Annotated in this window: 15 protein-coding genes; 9 read left to right on the top strand and 6 right to left on the bottom strand. The window is 70.2% G+C overall.

Features of this window, described 5'->3' with window-relative positions; translation table 11 throughout:
- Window positions 1–83: 83 nt before the first annotated feature.
- The 3 genes from ACWENQ_RS30505 to ACWENQ_RS30495 all read left to right on the top strand — a co-directional run bounded on the left by ACWENQ_RS30505 (window position 84) and on the right by ACWENQ_RS30495 (window position 5189).
- On the top strand, window positions 84–1301 hold the full coding sequence (locus ACWENQ_RS30505) for a hypothetical protein (protein WP_452417284.1): 1218 nt from the start codon (window positions 84–86) through the stop codon (window positions 1299–1301).
- The gene (locus ACWENQ_RS30500) at window positions 1298–1861 is read left to right on the top strand and encodes a DUF3105 domain-containing protein (protein WP_452417283.1); all 564 of its coding nucleotides are present in this window, start codon (window positions 1298–1300) and stop codon (window positions 1859–1861) included. The genes ACWENQ_RS30505 and ACWENQ_RS30500 overlap by 4 nt, the downstream gene beginning before the upstream one ends.
- A gap of 235 nt (window positions 1862–2096) precedes the next feature.
- Window positions 2097–5189 (top strand): tetratricopeptide repeat protein, encoded by a 3093-nt coding sequence (locus tag ACWENQ_RS30495; protein ID WP_452417282.1) that lies wholly within the window; start codon window positions 2097–2099, stop codon window positions 5187–5189.
- A gap of 8 nt (window positions 5190–5197) precedes the next feature.
- Here ACWENQ_RS30495 and purH read toward each other — a convergent pair whose 3' ends face one another.
- On the bottom strand, window positions 5198–6763 hold the full coding sequence (gene purH, locus ACWENQ_RS30490) for a bifunctional phosphoribosylaminoimidazolecarboxamide formyltransferase/IMP cyclohydrolase (protein WP_452417281.1): 1566 nt from the start codon (window positions 6761–6763) through the stop codon (window positions 5198–5200).
- Window positions 6760–7383 carry a phosphoribosylglycinamide formyltransferase gene (gene purN / locus ACWENQ_RS30485; RefSeq protein ID WP_449920002.1) on the bottom strand — a complete coding sequence of 208 codons (624 nt, stop codon included), beginning with the start codon at window positions 7381–7383 and terminating at the stop codon, window positions 6760–6762. The genes purH and purN overlap by 4 nt, the downstream gene beginning before the upstream one ends.
- Before the next feature lie 77 nt (window positions 7384–7460).
- On the opposite strand from purN, the gene ACWENQ_RS30480 reads away from it, so the two are divergent.
- Window positions 7461–7877 (top strand): hypothetical protein, encoded by a 417-nt coding sequence (locus ACWENQ_RS30480; RefSeq protein WP_449919999.1) that lies wholly within the window; start codon window positions 7461–7463, stop codon window positions 7875–7877.
- 4 nt (window positions 7878–7881) lie between these two features.
- Here ACWENQ_RS30480 and ACWENQ_RS30475 read toward each other — a convergent pair whose 3' ends face one another.
- The 3 genes from ACWENQ_RS30475 to sucC form a co-directional block, all read right to left on the bottom strand.
- Window positions 7882–9504: a cell division protein PerM gene (locus ACWENQ_RS30475; RefSeq protein ID WP_452417280.1), complete on the bottom strand. Its 1623-nt coding sequence runs from the start codon at window positions 9502–9504 to the stop codon at window positions 7882–7884.
- Window positions 9505–9725: 221 nt separating this feature from the next.
- A complete protein-coding gene (gene sucD, locus ACWENQ_RS30470) occupies window positions 9726–10601 on the bottom strand; it encodes a succinate--CoA ligase subunit alpha (protein ID WP_354906295.1) in 876 nt (291 codons plus the stop codon).
- Entirely contained in the window at window positions 10601–11782 is a 1182-nt protein-coding gene (sucC, locus tag ACWENQ_RS30465; protein WP_452417279.1) for an ADP-forming succinate--CoA ligase subunit beta, read from the bottom strand. The genes sucD and sucC overlap by 1 nt, the downstream gene beginning before the upstream one ends.
- A 310-nt stretch (window positions 11783–12092) precedes the next feature.
- On the opposite strand from sucC, the gene ACWENQ_RS30460 reads away from it, so the two are divergent.
- From ACWENQ_RS30460 to ACWENQ_RS30440, 5 genes are all read left to right on the top strand, one after another.
- Entirely contained in the window at window positions 12093–12914 is an 822-nt protein-coding gene (locus ACWENQ_RS30460; protein WP_449919992.1) for a hypothetical protein, read from the top strand.
- 182 nt (window positions 12915–13096) lie between these two features.
- Entirely contained in the window at window positions 13097–13936 is an 840-nt protein-coding gene (locus ACWENQ_RS30455) for a hypothetical protein (protein ID WP_449919990.1), read from the top strand.
- A gap of 323 nt (window positions 13937–14259) precedes the next feature.
- Window positions 14260–14634 (top strand): hypothetical protein, encoded by a 375-nt coding sequence (locus tag ACWENQ_RS30450; RefSeq protein ID WP_452417278.1) that lies wholly within the window; start codon window positions 14260–14262, stop codon window positions 14632–14634.
- On the top strand, window positions 14631–15185 hold the full coding sequence (locus tag ACWENQ_RS30445) for a hypothetical protein (protein WP_452417276.1): 555 nt from the start codon (window positions 14631–14633) through the stop codon (window positions 15183–15185). The genes ACWENQ_RS30450 and ACWENQ_RS30445 overlap by 4 nt, the downstream gene beginning before the upstream one ends.
- A 133-nt stretch (window positions 15186–15318) precedes the next feature.
- Window positions 15319–15789: a hypothetical protein gene (locus tag ACWENQ_RS30440; RefSeq protein ID WP_449919981.1), complete on the top strand. Its 471-nt coding sequence runs from the start codon at window positions 15319–15321 to the stop codon at window positions 15787–15789.
- Window positions 15790–15920: 131 nt separating this feature from the next.
- Here ACWENQ_RS30440 and pcrA read toward each other — a convergent pair whose 3' ends face one another.
- Complete coding sequence (gene pcrA, locus ACWENQ_RS30435; RefSeq protein ID WP_449919978.1) at window positions 15921–18170, bottom strand: DNA helicase PcrA; 2250 nt, start codon at window positions 18168–18170, stop codon at window positions 15921–15923.
- Between the last annotated feature and the right edge of the window lie 37 nt (window positions 18171–18207).

Genomic DNA, 18207 nt, shown 5'->3' with positions numbered 1-18207 from the left:
GCGGGTGACGAGTCGCGTGGTCATGAGTCCCGGACGGCGCAGCCGTCCGGGACTCATGACCGGAGGAAGGAAGGAGGGGCACCTTGTCCGAGGAGGAGGCAAGGGCGGCGCTGTGCCGCTTCGTCGTCGGTCACGACGGGAACGATTTCGTGATCGGCCGGCCCGATCTCGGCGTGTACGTAGCGGTGCCCGAGCCAGGGGCCGTGTTCGTCGAGGCCGTGCGGAACGGAAGCGCACTCGCCGAGGCGACGGCCAAGGCCAGTGACGTGGCAGGTCAACCGGTCGACGCCGACGACTTCCTGGACGGGCTGGCCGCGGCGGGGCTCCTGGAGCCGCCGCACCTCCCCGGCGCCGGGCGCGCGCGGAGCAGGCGCCGGATCCGCTGGATCGAGGGCGTCAGCCAGGTGTCGGCCCGGCGCCTGTTCGGCGTCGGCGCGTGGACCGTCTACGGCCTGGCATGGGTGTTCGTCGTGGCCGTGCTGGCGCTGCGGCCCGACCTGCGGCCCGCCTACGAGCACGGGTGGTGGTTACCCGATCCGGTGATATCGGTTCTCGTGCTGTTCCCCGTCAGCGTCGCGCTGACCGCCTGCCATGAGGGGTGGCACTGGCTCGCCGGACGCGCCGCCGGCATACCGGCGGTCTTCCGCGTGTCCTACCGGGGCGCTTTCCTGGTCTTCGAGACCGATCTCACGCAGATCGTGGCCACGCCGCGGAACCGGCGTTACGGTCCCTTTCTCGCCGGGATCGCCATCGACGGCCTCGTCATCGCCTGCGCGCTGGCCGTACGGCTGGCCAATCGCGACGGGTGGCTGGCCGTGCCCGGCGTGGTGGACCGGTTGCTCGCGGCCGTGGTCCTGGTCCAGTGCCTCGCCGTCGCCTGGCAGTTCGCGGCCGTGTTCATGCGCAGCGACATGTACGCGGTGCTGGCCAACGCGCTCCGCTGCCACGACCTGTACCGGACCACCTGGCTGCTGTTGAAGGACCGTCTGTGGCGGCTGTCCGCGAGCGAGGCGGCTGAACTGGCCGCGACGGGCGAGCGCGATCGGGCGGTCGCCCGGTGGTTCTCCCTGCTGTACCTGGCCGGAATGATCGGCGTCGTATGGCTGGTACTGAACTTCGGCCTCCCCTTCATGATCGGAATGGTGACCTGGGCGGCCGCGAATCTCGCCGGATTCCAGCTCACGTCCTGGGTGTTCTGGTCGTCGCTGCTCATGGCGATGTTCGTGGTGGTTCCCCGGGTGGCCCCCGCGTTCCTCGCCGTCCGGGAGCACCGGCGGCGGAAGGAGGGCGCGTTGCGATGAGCCGGCGATGGATCTGGCGGCTGGCGACCGGCGCCGCTCTTGCCGCCACACTCATGGCGCTCGCCTCAGGGCCGTACCAGGTCATCTTCGGCGCCGTCACGGGCTCGGTCGCGAGCAGCAGGCACGCGCCGTGCCTGCCCGGCCTCGAGGTGCCCGTTCTCGACAGCCCGCACATCCCCGAGGCGGAAGGCGCGGGCGTCCGCTACAACTCCCAGCCGCCGACGTCGGGGCCGCACTTCGCCTTCACCGTGGCGACCGGAATCTACGACTCCCCTGTCCCTCCCGGCCTGTACGTGCACGCGATGGAACACGGTCATGTCGTCATCCACTACTCACCGGACACGCCACCGGCGCGGGTGGACGCGCTGAAACGGATCGCCCGCCGGTACGGCGCCGACGTCGTCATGTTCCCCGACCCGGCGATGGGCGGCGGCATCGCCCTCACCGCCTGGGGCAGGCTCGACAGGATGATCGAGCCCGACGAGCCTCGCATCTCGGCCTTCATCGAGAGGCTGAGCGGGCGCTACGTCCACGGCTGGAGCAACCCGACCGACTGCTGAGTCGATAGCGATTGGATAGCGCGGTTTCGGAGGATACCTGGGACATCGTTCGTCTCCGAGAGGAATCCTGATGCGCGCGTTCTTCGCCTCGTTACTGAGCGGGCTCGCCCTTGTCACCGTGCTCACCGCGGCGTCCACACCATCCGAGAACGAGGGACAGACGCGACCGGCGACCGTCCTGGCAGGGCCGTGCGGCCCCTTGTGGGGGACGATCTGCTGATCTCATGATCTTCCCATGGACGACAAGACCGGTACCGGCGAAGCGACGGCGGGCGAGGGCTCAGGCGACGTCGAGTTCCGCCTGCTCGGTTCGTTCGAGGCGCGAGCCGGCGGTCGCGCCCTCCGCCTCGGCGGCCCGAGGCAGGAGAAGGTGCTGGCGGCGCTTCTGCTCAACGCCAACACGGCGGTGAGCACCTCGGCGCTCGTCGACGCGATGTGGGACGACGACCCTCCGGAGACGGCGAGGGAACAGGTCCACAACGCGGTCGCGACGCTTCGCAGGAAGCTGGGGCCGCTGAGCCGGATCCTGGTCACGGAAGGGCGCGGATACCGGCTCGACATCGCCGAGGAGCAGGTCGACGCCAGCCGGTTCTCGCGCGCGATCGAGGCCGCGCGGAGACAGCGTGACGCCTCTGCCGCCGTCACCATGGTGTCCGAGGCGCTGGAGCTGTGGCGTGGCCCCGCGCTGTGCGGGATGACCGGGCGCGTCATCGAGGCCGCCGCGACCCGGATGAACGAACACCGGCTGTCGGCATGGGAACTCCTCATAGATCATCAGCTCGAGCTCGGCGAGGTGGCGGGTCTGGTACCCGACCTCGCCGAGCTGGCGGCGGCGAACCCGTTACGCGAAAGCCTGGTCGGCAGGTTCGCGCTCGTGCTCGCCCACGCGGGACGCCAGTCGGAGGCGCTGGAGGTCTACGAGCGCACCCGCGTGCTCCTCGCCGACGAACTCGGCGTCGACCCCAGTCCCGAACTGCGAGCCGTTCACGCCCGGTTGCTGCGCGACGAGGCCCGGCCCGCGCCACGCGAACGGCGCGACATCAGGCCGAACGTCAGGCCGAACGTCCTGCCGTACGACATCGCCGACTTCACGGGACGGACGCGGGAGATCGACCGGCTGCTCGGGATGACGGCCGCGCCCGCGACCACCGCGATCGTGATCACGGCTGTGGACGGCATGCCAGGTGTCGGCAAGACCGCGCTCGCGGTCCACGCCGCGCATCTGCTCGCGGCCCGATATCCCGACGGGCAGCTGTTCATCGATCTGCACGGTCATACACCGGGGCAACGCCCGCTCGACCCGTTCACGGCACTCGACCTGCTCCTGCGGGATCTCGGCCATCCGCCGGAGCAGATACCCGACACGCTGGACAAGCGAATCGGCCTCTGGCGGGCCGAGGTGGGCGGCAAGAGCGTGCTCGTGGTCCTCGACAACGCGAAGGACGCCGCCCAGGTTCGCCCGCTCCTGCCGGGAACTCCCTCGGCGCGGGTCCTGGTGACCAGCAGGCGGCGGCTGACCGCGCTCGAGGGAGCGACGTCGTTCTCGCTCGAGCAGCTGACCCCCGCTGAGGCCGCTGAGCTGTTCGTCCGCATCGCCGGCGCCGACCGCACGGCCGCGCGTCCCGAGCTGGTGGACCAGGTGGTGGCCATGTGCGGGTTGCTACCGCTGGCCATCCGGATCGCGGCCTCCCGGTTCGCGCACCGCCCGGCCTGGACCCTGACGACCCTGCTCGACCGGTTACGCGACGAGCGCCGCCGCCTGGCCGAGCTCACCGCGAGCGACCGGGGCGTCATCGCCGCGTTCACCGTCTCCTACCAGCACCTCTCCGATGCCGAACAGCGCCTGTTCCGCATGCTCGGCGTCCATCCCGGCGCCGACTTCGACGCCTACGGCGTGGCGTCGCTCATCGGCGTGGACGTGGCGGAGACCGAGCGACTTCTGGAGAACCTTCTCGACGTCCACCTGCTGATCCAGCTCGCCGCCGGCCGCTACCAGTTCCACGATCTGATCAGGCACCACGCGCGGATGCTGGCGGAGCAGGAGGAGAGCGAGCAGTCCCGCCTGGCGGCGGTGCGGCGGCTGGTGGACTACTCCCTCAGGCTCGGGCACGCGTGCGAGACCCTGATCAATCCGGGCCGCCAACTCGGCGAGATGGACGCGGAGGACCACCGCTCGCCGTTGCCCGTGCTGCGGACCACCACCGGCGTCCGCGACCTGATCAGGGCCGAGCACCGCAACCTCACCGCCGTCATCGGTCGGGCGGAGGAACTCGGGCTGCTGACACGGGCGTGGCGGCTGTCCGCGACGTTGGGACCGCTGTTGCAACGGCACGGCCACGGCGACGAGGCGCTCGAGTGCTACGGCGCCGGGCTGCGCGCGGCCCGAGCCACCGGTGACCGCGCGGGCGAGGCGACCGTGTGCCGGCACCTGGGCGTGGCCTACATCGGGATCGGCCGGTACGGCGACGCCCTGGAGGCGCTGAGCGCCGGCCTCGCCCTCGAGGAGACCCAGGACGGCACCGCCCGGTTGCTGAGCAACATGGGGATCGCGCTCATCCGGATCGGACGGTTCGAGGAGGCCCTCGGCCATCTGGACAGGGCGCTGGATCTCCTGAGGGTGGAGGGCACACCACACGATCTCGCCATGGTGCTGACCAACATCGGCGTGGCCCACACCCAGCTGGGCCGCTATGCCAAGGCGACCGACAGTCACCTGCGCGCGCTGGAGATCCAGCGCCCGCTCGGCAACCCCTTCGCCGAGCTGCTGAGCCTGGTGAACGTGGGATGGGTGGCGACGCTGTCCGGCGATCTGGAGACCGCGTCGGACCATCTCGAGCGCGGGCTGGCCCTCAGCCGCCAGATCGGCGCGAGAGAGGTCGAGGCACGTGCGCTGTTCCTGCGCGCCGACTGCCTGCGGCGGGCCGGGAAACCCGCGCGGGCGCTGGAGGACTGCAGGCAGGCGCTCGTCTTCGCCAGGGAGATGGGTGATCGCGACATCGAGGGGTCGGTGCTCAACGTCCTGGGCCGGGTCCACCAGGCGATGGGCGACGTGGAGGCGGCGGCCGACTGCTTCACCACGGCGCTGCGCGTCATCGAGGACGGAGGGCAGGCGGCCAAGTCCGCCTCGGCGCATGAGGGGCTCGGCGAGGTCTGCTGGGCGAGAGGCGACCAGCGCGGGGCGCTGACCCATTGGGAGAGGGCGCTGACCATCGCCACCGCCGCGAGTCTTCCCGTCGCCGAGAACCTGCGCCACCGTGTGGCTGCGGCGAGGCAGGCGCTCGCCGGTCACGAACGGCCATCGCCCCCTGCCCAGGGGCGATGGCCGTAGCGTGCCGGTCAGTGGAAGAAGTGCCGCGTCCCGGTGAAGTACAGGGTGACGCCGGCCTTCTCGCAGGCCGCGATGACCTCGTCGTCCCTGATCGACCCGCCGGGCTCCACGATGGCCTTCACCCCGGCCGCGATGAGCACCTCGGGGCCGTCGGCGAACGGGAAGAACGCGTCGGAGGCCGCCACCGACCCGGCCGCCCTGTCGGCCGCGCGGGTGACCGCGAGACGGCAGGAGTCGACCCGGTTGACCTGGCCCATGCCGACGCCGACCGTCGCGCCCGCGGCCGCCAGCACGATCGCGTTGGACTTCACCGACCTGGACGCCCGCCAGGCGAAGTCGAGCTCCCGCAACAGCTCGGGCGTGGCCGCGGGCCCCGCCTTCAGCTCCCAGTTCTGCGGCGCGTCGCCGGGGGCGTCGATCCGGTCGGCGGTCTGCACCAGCAGCCCGCCGTCGACCCTGCGGAACTCGGTGGCGTTGGCCGGCCGCTGCCCGCACCGCAGCAGGCGCAGGTTCTTCTTCCCGGTGAGAACGGCCAGCGCCTCGTCGGCGAACGAGGGCGCGACCACCACCTCGGTGAACACCTCCGCGATCTGCCTGGCCAGCTCGACGCTCACCTCCCCGTTGACCGCGATGACCCCGCCGTAGGCCGACACCGGGTCGCAGGCGTGGGCCTTGCGGTGGGCGTCGGCCACGTCGGCGCCGACGGCGATGCCGCACGGGTTCTGGTGCTTGATGATCGCGACGCACGGCGCGTCGAAGTCCCACGCGGCCCGCCAGGCGGCGTCGGCGTCGAGGTAGTTGTTGTAGGACATCTCCTTGCCGTGCAGCTGCTCGGCGTTGGCGAGCCCGCCGTCCTCGGAGACGTACAGCCAGGCCTGCTGGTGCGGGTTCTCGCCGTAGCGCAGGACGTTCTTGAGCCGGCCGGCCGTGCCGCTGAACCGCCGGTCGCCGGTGTAGGTCTCGGCGAACCAGGTCGCCACGGCGACGTCGTAGGCGGCCGTGTGCGCGTAGGCGCGGCCCGCCAGGCTCCTGCGCTCGTCGAGGGTGAAGCCGCCCTCGACGAGGGCGCGGTAGATCTCGCCGTAGGAGCCGGTGTCGACCACGACGGCGCACGTGGCGTGGTTCTTGGCGGCACCGCGGATCATGGCGGGGCCGCCGATGTCGATCTGCTCGACGCACTCGGCGTCGGAGGCGCCCGAGGCCACGGTCTGCTCGAACGGGTAGAGGTTGACCACGACCAGCTGGAACGGGTCGATCTCCAGCTCGTTCAGCTGGGCGACGTGGTGCTCCTTGGTCAGGTCGGCCAGCAGGCCCGCGTGGACGCGCGGGTGCAGGGTCTTGACCCTGCCGTCCAGGCATTCGGGGAAACCCGTCAGCTGCTCGACCTTGGTGACGGCGATGCCGGATGAGGCGATCGCGGCCGCCGTGCCCCCCGTGGAGACGATCTCCACCCCCGCGGCGTCGAGCGCTCGGGCCAGCTCCTCGAGCCCGGACTTGTCGTACACCGCGATCAACGCGCGCCTGATGGCGATGCGGCTGTCGGGCTGGGCAGCGCCCTCGCTGCGCTCGGTCACTTCTTCTCTCCTCCTGGTCCGATGCGGACGGTACGGCCGGAGACGGTCCAGCCCTCGCGGACCATCCGGCCGACGGTGTCGACGAGCAGCTCTCGTTCGACGGTCTTGATGCGCTCGTGCAGCTGGTGCTCGTCGTCCCCGTCGAAGACGCGCACCGCCTCCTGCGCGATGATGGGCCCGGTGTCGACGCCCGCGTCGGCCAGCATCACCGTGCAGCCGGTGACCTTGACGCCGTGGGCCAGCGCGTCGCGCACGCCGTGGGCCCCGGGGAAGGACGGCAGCAGCGCGGGATGGGTGTTGACCACGGGGAAGGCGCTCAGCGTCGGTTCGCCGAGGATCTTCATGAAGCCGGCCGAGACGACCAGGTCGGGCCGGTAGGCGGCGATGCGCGCGGCGACGGCGGCGTCCCACTCGGCGCGGGAGCCGTACCCGGAGAGCTTCTCGACGAAGGTCGGCACGCCCGCGCGCTCGGCCCTGGCCAGCCCCTCGATGCCGTCGCGGTCCGCACCCACCGCCACGATCGTCGCGCCGTACGACGGATCTGCTGAGGCATCCAGAAGGGCCTGTAGGTTGGTTCCAGAGCCGGAGACGAGAACCACAAGCCGACCTGCCTGCGACACAGGCGCACTCCATTCACATGCTCGGGGTGGGGTTGCCAGGGTATCTGTTCCTCGTCCGGCAACGTTGAGGAGGTCAGGTGACGACACCGGTGCAGGCACCGGGCGACCAGCAGCTCGCGGAGTCCGCGGGCCGCAGGGCGATATGGCTGGCCATCGCGGCGCTGGCCATGACGTTCATGCTTCCGCTCGCCGGCCTGGTCATGGCGGTCTTCGCCCTGCTGGCGGGATTCAGGGCGCGGCCGGCGCTGCGCGCCGCCGGCAGGTCCACGGGCGTCGCGGTGGGCGGCATCGTGATCTCCGCGATCGCGCTGCTGCTGTCGGCGTCGGCGACGGCGATGCAGCTGTACCTGATGAACGAGTACGCCGCCTACCAGGAGTGCAGGAAGGGGGCGGGCACGGTGGCCGCGCAGAACGCGTGCTTCGCGGAGTTCAGGAACGCGGCGGCGGCCAAGCTCCCGCCCGGTGTGATCGAGTTCCTGGGCGCGGTGGAGTAGCCGCCTAGTCGCGGTCCCAGGCGTAGGGGTCGAGGTAGATGACGTGGCCGCCGCGGTCGTCGGACTCGTCCACGATGTCGCGGCGGGGCGGCCCTGACCGTTCGGGGCCGCGCGGCTTGGCCTGCGCCAGCGTCTCGGCCGCCGCTGAGGCGTGCTCGTCCTGCCAGTCGTCGCGGATGACCGGGATGGGCTGGGTGTCGGCCTCGGTGGCGTCCATCCAGTGGCCGGGCAGGGCGCGCCCCTCCGGCTCGGCGAAGCCGACCTTGCTCGCCGCCTTCGCGATGGCCGCGCCGGCCTTGCGCGCCGTGTCGAGCTTGCGGGCGATCGGGCCCTTGCCGCGCGCCCCCTGGTAGAGCAGCCACCAGTTGGCCAGCCCCGCCGAGATGCCGGCGGCGACGCCGACCTCCAGGCTGACCGACAGCGCCACCTCCCAGGCCGAGGGGCCGACCACGGCCAGCCTGGCCCCGCCGATCGAGCCGCCCGACAGCTCGGCCAGCAGCCCCGCGGCCAGTCCCGTGGTGACGCCGGTGACGAACCCCCACAGCGGTGCCGCCTCGTACGACGGCGACGGCGCGATCCTGGCGACCACCACGCCCGCCACGGCGCCGGCGGCGAACGGCAGCGCGATCAGCCCCATCATGATGGCCGGCACCGGCCCGTTCTCGGGGAGCGCGCCGAGCAGCGGCAGCGTCGGCACGTAGCCGAGCTGCACGCCCGTCGGCGCGACCAGCGTGCCGGTGCCGACGGCGAACCCGGGACCGGCGATGTAGGCCAGCCCCCAGATGACGGCGTTCAGCAGGTACAGGGCCTGGACCAGCAGGAGCAGCAGCCCGCCGACGAACCCCGGCGCCAGGCCGTCGGTCAGCTCGCGTACCTGCTGGAAGTTGACCGCGATCGCCACCAGCACCAGCACCAGGCCGGCGACCAGCATGACGGCGACGGCGACGGCCGTGCCGACCGTGACGGCGCGCACCCGCTCGGGCAGCAGCCGCAGCATCGACCGCCACGGGCCGATGGTGCGCGCGGTGGCCAGCACGCCCGCCACGAACGCCAGCAGGAAGTGGCTGAGCAGCGCCTCACCGATGAACGGCTGGGTGACGTCGTTCCTGGCCACCAGCGCCATCAGCCCGGCCAGCAGCGCGTACGGCGCGGCCAGCGACACCCCTGCCTGCGCCACCAGCACCAGCTGGGCCTTGCGCCGGGCGCTCGCCTGCTCCTTCGGGCTGTTCTTCGGCAGCCGCGCGGGCAGCCGCAGCCGCAGGTCGGCGTCGCGCGCCATCCACATGGCCGCCTTGTACAGCAGCATCGAGGGCAGCACCATGAGCCCCAGCGGCAGCAGGCCGAGCTGCCCGCCCGACCAGGAGAACCCGGTGTGGTGCGCGGCCAGCCAGATCTGCGCCGCGGTGCGGAACACCCCCGGCAGGCCCGCCCCGAGCGCGCCCCTGGGCGCGGCGATCCAGCCGACCAGGGTGAGGGTGACGAGCACGGCCAGGCCCACCCCGAGCGTGGCCGCAGCCGCGAGCATCCCTGAGACGGGCAGCGGCCGCCGCGTCTCGTCGTCATCTCCGGAGATCTTGCTGAGTACCGTCCGGGGAGCTGTCCGCAGGTGATCGAGAAGGGCCGTCACAGTGCTCGATGTTCTCAAGTTTTCAGTCAAGAACCTCTCAGCCGCGCCGTGAGTCGCCATTCATCCTGGACGGCAGGCCGCGATCGAGCGGCGCCTGCCACGTCACGGCGGGCACCGGAGTCCCGCTGGAGTGGCGTGGACATGCGGACGGCCACCGGGTGACCCCGGTGGCCGTCATCACGCTCCGCCGTACGGAGGAGAGCCCCCGCGATGGACGGGAACTAGCGCGACTGCATGATCTCGCGCATGAGGCGGGCGGTCTCGGAGGGCGTCTTGCCGACGCGGACGCCGACCTTCTCCAGCGCCTCCTTCTTCGCCTGGGCGGTGCCGGCCGAGCCGGACACGATCGCGCCCGCGTGGCCCATCGTCTTGCCCTCGGGGGCGGTGAAGCCCGCCACGTAGGCCACGACCGGCTTGGTCACGTGCTGCTCGATGTAGGCGGCGGCCCGCTCCTCGGCGTCGCCGCCGATCTCGCCGATCATCACGATCGCGTCGGTGCCCGGGTCCTCCTGGAAGGCCTGCAGGGCGTCGATGTGCGTGGTGCCGATGACGGGGTCGCCGCCGATGCCGACGGCGGTGGAGAAGCCGAAGTCACGCAGCTCGTACATGAGCTGGTAGGTCAGCGTGCCGGACTTCGACACCAGGCCGATGCGGCCCGCGGTGGTGATGTCGGCGGGGATGATGCCCGCGTTGGACGCGCCGGGCGAGGCGATGCCGGGGCAGTTCGGCCCGATGATGCGGGTCTTGTTGCCCTTGGCGACCGCGTAGGCCCAGAAGGCCGTGGTGTCGTGGACCGGGACGCCCTCGGTGATGACCACGCAGAGCGGGATGCCCGCGTCGATGGCCTCGATGACCGCGTCCTTGGTGAAGGCCGGCGGCACGAAGACGACGGAGACGTCGGCCCCGGTCTGCTCCATGGCCTCCTTGACCGTGCCGAAGACGGGCAGGTCGAGGTGGGTGGTGCCGGCCTTGCGGGCGTTCACGCCGCCGACGACCCTGGCGCCGGAGGCGAGCATGCGCTTGGCGTGCTTGGTGCCCTCACCGCCGGTCATGCCCTGAACAATGATCTTGCTGTTCTCGGTCAGCCAGATTGCCATTACGCACCTACCGCAGCGAGCTCGGCGGCGCGCTTGGCCGCGTCGTCCATCGTGTCAACAAGCTCGACGCCCTTGAGCCCGGCGTCGCGCAGGATCTGCCGCCCCAGCAGGGCGTTGTTGCCGTCCAGCCGGACGACCAGCGGGCGGGTCACCGCCTCGCCGCGCTCCTCGAGCAGCTTGAAGGCCGCGACGATGCCGTTGGCGACCGCGTCGCAGGCGGTGATGCCGCCGAAGACGTTCACGAAGATCGACTTCACCGCGACGTCGGACAGGATGATCTCCAGGCCCGCGGCCATGACCTCGGCGCTGGCGCCGCCGCCGATGTCGAGGAAGTTGGCGGGCTTGGGCTGACCGGGGAAGGCCTCGCCCGCGTAGGCGACGACGTCGAGGGTGGACATGACCAGGCCCGCGCCGTTGCCGATGATGCCGACGTTGCCGTCGAGCTTGACGTAGTTGAGGTCCTTCTCCTTGGCCGCGGCCTCCAGCGGGTCCTCGGCGGCCTTGTCGGCGAACTTCTCGTGGTCGGCCTGGCGGAAGGTCGCGTTGTCGTCGAGCGTGACCTTGCCGTCGAGGGCCTTCACCTGGCCGTCGGCCGACAGGATCATGGGGTTGACCTCGACGAGCGAGGCGTCCTCGTCGACGAAGCAGCACCAGAGCTTCTCGATGAGCTCGGCCGCGCCGTCCAGGGACTTCTCGGGCAGCCCGCCGGCGACGGCGATCTCGCGCGCCTTGGCGCGGTCGACGCCGGTCAGCGCGGAGACCGGCACCTTGGCGACCTTCTCCGGGGCGCTGTGCGCGACCTCTTCGATGTCCATGCCGCCGGCGGCGGAGCAGATCGCGAGGAAGGTACGGTTCGCACGGTCGAGCAGGAAGGAGAAGTAGTACTCCTCCGCGATCGCGCTGGCCTCTTCCACCAGCACCTTGTGGACCGTGTGGCCCTTGATGTCCATCCCGAGGATGTCGGTGGCCTTCGCGACGGCGTCCGCCGCGTCGTCGGCGACCTTGACGCCGCCCGCCTTGCCGCGACCCCCGGTCTTGACCTGGGCCTTGACGACAACGCGGCCGGTCAGCCGCTCGGCAGCCGCACGCACCTCCTCCACGGTGTGCGCGACGATGCCGCGCGGCACCGGGATGCCGTAGTCCGCGAAGAGCTCCTTCGCCTGATGTTCGAACAGGTCCACGAGGGTCCGTCCTTCTCCTTGGTCGCTCCCCCTCCTCACTCGCTTCGCGGAACGCCTCGCTCCTCGGCCTTCCACTCCGCTCGCTCGGTCGGGCTCGCTCCCTGCTATTCGACTGATGTTCGACGGCCCGGGCCCACCCCCGTGTGCCGGGCGTTTCCGCCAAGGAAGCCTAGTCCCAAGCTCGACCTGCCCAGGTCATCGGGTCATAGATATCGCTCGCGCGCCATACCAATGTGCGGCAAATCGCCTGATTGTCCTCTTTAGCGATCTAGGATGTCCCGCACATCTGACCGAAGGGGCACAAACCAACATGAGGCGTTTGATCGCCGCCACCGCGCTCACCGCAGCCGCGGTCGCGGTCGCCACCCCCGCTTTCGCGTACTCCGCCGCGCCGAAGAACCCGGTGGAGGCGCTGAAGAAGCAGTTCGTCGCCGGCAAGGGCGTCAAGGTCTCCGAGACCACCACCATGACCACGGACGGCAAGCCGTCCGGCGGCGTCGGCCGCATGACCGGCGTCCTCGCGTTCGGCAAGAAGGGCGTCGTCGCCTCCGACCTGACCCGCCGCACCAAGGGCCCGAAGGTCGCGGACGACGACGAGTTCGCCGCCCTGTTCAGCCCCACCAGGTACATCAGCGTCAACGACCAGACGTACGCCAAGGGCGGCATCTACTCCCGCGACCTGCCCGAGGGCAAGAAGTGGGTGCGCGTCGACGGCGCGCCCGACGCCACCATGTCCAGCAGCCAGCTGATCAACATCTTCGACGCCTCCGTCCTCAAGACGGTCCTCAAGGGCGCGTCGAGCGTCCGCGGCGGCGTCTACAAGGGCGCGATCAGCCTCAACGACCTCAGCAAGGCGTCGGGCGGCAGCCCCCTGCCCGGCAAGGTGGGCAAGGTGAAGGTCGCCTACGCGGTCACCGTGAACTCCAAGCTGCTCGTCACCAGGGTGACCACCGTGGCGAAGCTGGACTTCGGGCTGCTGGGGGTCATGAGCATGACCGCCGACACCCGCTACAGCGACTGGGGCACCAAGGTCGTCATCACCGCTCCCCCCGAGGAGGAGGTGGTCGACGCGGCCGACCTCGGGACCGAGGTTCCCGACCTGCCCAGCGTCCTCACCGAGGCCGCCGGCTAGGAGCCGACGCCGTCGAGAGCCCGGCCGCCCCTCGACGGGGGCGCCGGGCTTTCCGCTGCCCGGGGTGCCGAGCCACGCCTCCTGTCCTTCACGCGCCATGCGCACGGTGTCCCGAATGATGAGACGCGGTCGTGATCTTCAAGTGAAAAGATCTTTCCTCCCCCTCCAGAAGGAAGAAACACATGAAGCGAACCATCGTCGGCCTCGCCCTGGCCACGGGCGTCGCGCTGATCACCGCCGTACCCGCTCAGGCGGCAGCGCCCAAGGCCGACCCGGTCAAGGCGCTCAAGGCCCAGTTCGTCCCGGGCAAGGGCGTCAAGACCACCGCCACCCTCAGGATGTCGATCTCCGGTGACCCCGTCATCACCGCCCGCGAGACCGGCGCCCTGGCATGGAGCAGGTCGGGCGTCGCCGCCTCCGACAAGACCGTGAAGTTCAGCCTCGACCCGGTCGTCGTCTCGGCGCTGGAGGAAGGCGACGAGGACGGCGCGGCGCTGAAGGACCTGGTGCGCACCCCGACCCGCCAGATCAACGTCAAGAACTGGAGCTACCTGTCGGGCGGCCTCGTGGCCGGCTCCCTGCCCGAGGGCAAGACGTGGGTGCGCGGCCCGCGGACGGACGCGGCCAGCCTCGGCGGCCCCAGCGTCGACCTCTTCTCCCCCGGCACGCTCAAGACGCTGCTGTCCAGCGCCTCCTCCGTCAAGAACGGCCTGGCCAAGGGCACCATCAAGGCGGGCAAGCTGCCCAGCAGGCCGCTGGGCTTCAAGGCCAGCCAGAAGGTCACGTGGGCGCTCTGGTTCGACAGCAAGGGCCTCGTGAGCCGGTTCACCACCAAGATCTCGTTGCCGATGGGCCGTGGCGAGACGATCGACTTCACCGCCGACAGCAGGTACACCGGGTGGGGTTCCACGGTCAAGGTGACCGAGCCCGCCGCCGAGTCGTGGGTCGACGCGAAGGACCTCGACAAGGAGCTCCCGAACGTGCCCGGCATGCCCGAGTCGCTGACCGAGGCGTCCAAGTAGGGCGACCCCTCACTGACCTCGCCTGAAGCGGGCGGGTGAGGCGTTGGACGCGTGCCCGAGCGGTGGAGGAGACACCCTCGGGCACGCGTCACCTCCGTACCAGGGCCTCGGCGTAGGTTCCTGCTCTTACTGATCGGCTGCACCGTTCACCCGAGTTCTCGGCGGCGGATCAAGGTCCCGTTCCACAGTCGCCGAGCCGGAGAACGGGCTACCCTGAGGGCCGCTTCGATCAGAAGAAAGGCATTCGATCGAAGCCGGATTCCGTCGCGACGCGATTCTCGCCTGCCCTTTGGCCGAAGTCAGGGAGTGCGAAGATGGTCGCCATGAGCGTGAAACGGCAGGGCGAGGTCTTGAACGAACTGGCCGAGGCGATCCGGAACATGCGGATGCCAAGCGCGCCGGGCATCCGGCAGGCTTCTGTCGAGCCGTACGTCGACGCCGATGGCGAGGCGGCGCTCAGGGCCATGATCATCCTGGACGCACCCGATGAGGACGGGTGGTCGGCCGATTTCACGCATGCGCTACGTAAGCAGGTGAACAGGCTCGCCGCCGAACGCCATCTCGACGAGCACGTCTACCTCACACTGTTCACCCAGGAAGAGTTCGAAAACCGAGAAGACGCCGACGAACGGGCGGAGGACAACAGCACAGGCGCCATCGACCGGGCTCTGACCCGGGATCAGCAGGACAGCCTGTGAGGCGCGATTTCAAGGCAGACGATTACCTCCACCTCGCGGACACCCTCGCAGGCCGTACCGCAGGGCGGGGCCGTCCTCGAACTGCCTACCTCAGACGTGCCACCTCAACCGCCTACTACGCGCTCTTCCACGAACTCGTTCAGCATGGCGCAAGACGTGCGGCCAGGAACGGGCCGACTGAGCATCAGCAAGCCATCGGCCGCTGGTACGCCCATGGCAACTTCAAGAAGGCCGCCCGATGGGTGGAGGACATCGCGAGCGGACGCACCCCACCGAACCCCGTCCGGCTTCTTCTGGTCGATCCCCTCATCGGAGGCGTCCCGGCGGACCTCGAAGTGCTGGCCAGCGCGTTCAGCGAACTCCAGGAAGCCCGGCACGGCGCGGACTACGACCCTGCCTTCGACGCAACCCGCCTGAGCGCCCTCGGCCACGTCAACACCGCTCGCTCCGGTATCGAGGCCATCAAGCGAATGGACAAGGCAGACCTTCACCAGTTCGACATGTTCCTCCTTCTCGCCCTGGGCGGCGACCGTACGATCAAGAACAGCTGACCAAGCGACATTGCGCGAAGTACCCGACCGCTGTCCTTACTCGCTTGCGGCAAGAAGTGCCCGAAGTCCTGCGGAGCGGGGTGCGAACGGAACCGCGGAGTCCATAGGGCCGTCAACGGAGACGGGGTGCTGGGTGGGAACACGGCAGGCCCGCAAGGCGGGCGGTATCGCGGCCAGAACGACGGTCACCGGGGCGGTGGCAGGCGCGGCGGCCGGTCTCCTGACCATGGTGGTGATCCTCTCCGCCCTGATGGTGGAGTATCAGGAAGGGGAGATCACGCTCATGGCCATCCCAGGACTGTTCACGTTGGTGCTGGTGTCGCTGCTGCTGGGGGCGGTACTCGGGCTCCTGGTGGCGGGCACCGCGCTGGTGGCGCTCATCCCGCTGGCCGGCTGGGCGCGGCACACCGCGTGGCGGGCCAGGCTGCTGGTCGCGTGCGCCTGCGTGCTGAGCCTGGCCGGGTGGGAGGCGGTCTACGTGGTCTTCACCTCCAACGGCGAGCCGTCCTTCTGGACCAGCGTGATCCTGCTCGGGCCGCCGCTGCTCGCGGCGGCGGCGGCAGGCGTCTGGCGCGGCCCCGACCTGCTCACCACAGCACCATGACGCCCTCCGCCGGAACGGGCCGGCACGGTCACGATCCGGTGCGGTAGCGCAGGTGGACCGTGCCGTTGTGGTAGCCGGAACCGGACGCCCTCGCGAGCGGAGGGATCCCCTCGCCCGCGAGGGCCGTGCCCCTAGAGCTTCTCCAGCGGCGCGTAGGCGAGCAGGAGCGTCTTCTCGCCGCCACCGCCGAAGTCGATCTTCACCTTGGTCTTCTCGGCCACCCCGTCGACGGACACCACGGTGCCCAGGCCGAAGGCGTCGTGCGTGACGCGGTCGCCCGGCGCCAGCGACGGCAGCTGCTTGCCCCCCGCCTTCTTCGCCGGGGCCGGAGCCGCCTTGCGTGCCGTCGCCGCGCTCCACGCCGACTTCTCCGGGTCGGTACGCCACTCGATGAGCTTGGCGGGCACCTCGTTGACGAAGCGCGAGGCCGGGTTGAACGACGGCGAGCCCCACGAGCTGCGCACCGCCGCCCGGGTGATGTAGAGGCGCTGCTCGGCACGGGTGATGCCAACGTAGGCCAGGCGGCGCTCCTCCTCCAGCTCCTTCGGCTCGCCGAGCGAGCGGATGTGCGGGAAGACGCCGTCCTCCATCGCGGTGAGGAAGACGACGGGGAACTCCAGGCCCTTGGCGGTGTGGAGGGTCATGAGCGTCACCACGCCCTGCCCGCCGTCGCTCTCCGGGATCTGGTCGGCGTCGGCCACCAGCGAGACCTGCTCGAGGAACTCCACCAGGGTGCCCTCGGGGTTGGCCTCCTCGAACTCGGTGGCGACGGAGATCAGCTCGTTGAGGTTCTCCAGGCGCGACTCGTCCTGCGGGTCTTCGGAGGCCTCCAGCTCGGCGCGGTAGCCGGTGGCCGCCAGGATCTCCTCGGCCAGCGCCGAGGGCGGCATGCCCTCGGCCTTGCCGATGAGGTCCTCGACCAGCGCGACGAAGTCGCGGATCGCGTTGAGCGACCTGGTCGCCATGCCGTACGCCTCGTCGGCCCTGCGCAGCGCCTCCCAGAAGGAGATGCGCTCGCGCGAGGACAGCGCCTCGACCATCGCCTCCGCGCGGTCGCCGATGCCGCGCTTGGGCACGTTGAGGATGCGCCGTAGGGAGACCACGTCGTTGGGGTTGGCGACGACCCGCAGGTAGGCCAGCAGGTCCTTGACCTCCTTGCGCTCGTAGAAGCGCACGCCCCCGACCACCTTGTACGGCAGGCCGGTGCGGATGAAGATCTCCTCGAACACGCGGGAGGCGGCGTTGGTGCGGTAGAAGACCGCCACGTCACCGGGCCGCACGTCCTCCTCGTCGGAGAGCCGGTCGACCTCCTGGGCCACGAACATGGCCTCGTCGTGCTCGTTGTCGGCCACGTATCCGACGATCTTGGGCCCGTCGCCCTGGTCGGACCACAGGTTCTTCGGCTTGCGCGACTCGTTGCGCGCGATGACCGCGTTGGCGGCGGCCAGGATGTTCTGGCTGGAGCGGTAGTTCTGCTCCAGCAGGATCGTGCGCGCGTCGGGGTAGTCGCGCTCGAACTCCAGGATGTTGCGGATCGTCGCGCCACGGAAGGCGTAGATCGACTGGTCGGCGTCGCCGACGACGCACAGTTCGGACTGGTCGGCGCCCGAGCGCACGGGCTCGCCGTCGACGGTGGTCAACTGCGGCCGCCCGACCAGCTCCCTGATGAGGATGTACTGGGCGTGGTTGGTGTCCTGGTACTCGTCGACGAGCACGTGCCGGAAGCGCATCCGGTAGTGCTCGGCCACCTCGGGGAAGAGCTGGAAGAGCACCACGGTGTTCATGATGATGTCGTCGAAGTCCATCGCGCCGGACTCGGTCAGCTTGAGCTGGTAGGCCTTGTAGGCCTCGGCCAGCACCTTCTCCAGGTGCGAGCCCGCCCGGTCGATGGCGCTCTCGTAGTCGATCAGCTCGTTCTTGAAGTTGCTGACCTGCGCGGAGAACGAGCGCGGCGGGTAGCGCTTGGGGTCGAGGTCCATCTCACGGCAGACCATGGCCATGAGCCGCTGGGAGTCGGCCTGGTCGTAGATGGAGAAGCTGGACGGGTAGCCGAGCCGCTTGGCCTCCCTGCGCAGGATGCGCATGCAGGCGCTGTGGAAGGTCATCACCCACATGGCCTTGGAGCGCGGGCCGATCAGCTTGTCGATGCGCTCCTTCATCTCCCTGGCGGCCTTGTTGGTGAAGGTGATCGCCAGGATCTGGCCGGGGTGGACCTCGCGCTCGGCCAGGAGGTAGGCGATGCGATGGGTGAGCACCCGCGTCTTGCCTGACCCCGCCCCCGCGACGATGAGCAGGGGGCTGCCGTGATGGATCACGGCCTCGCGCTGCTGCGGGTTGAGGCCGTCGAGCAAGGGGTGGTCAACAGAGACTTGGGTGGGCACGGACCTAGGGTAAAGCGCCCCACCGACAAACGCGCCC

Source organism: Nonomuraea sp. NPDC004354, from assembly GCF_053602555.1.
The sequence above is the reverse complement of the archived record's forward strand: the minus strand, read 5'-3'. Positions and strand labels throughout refer to the sequence as shown.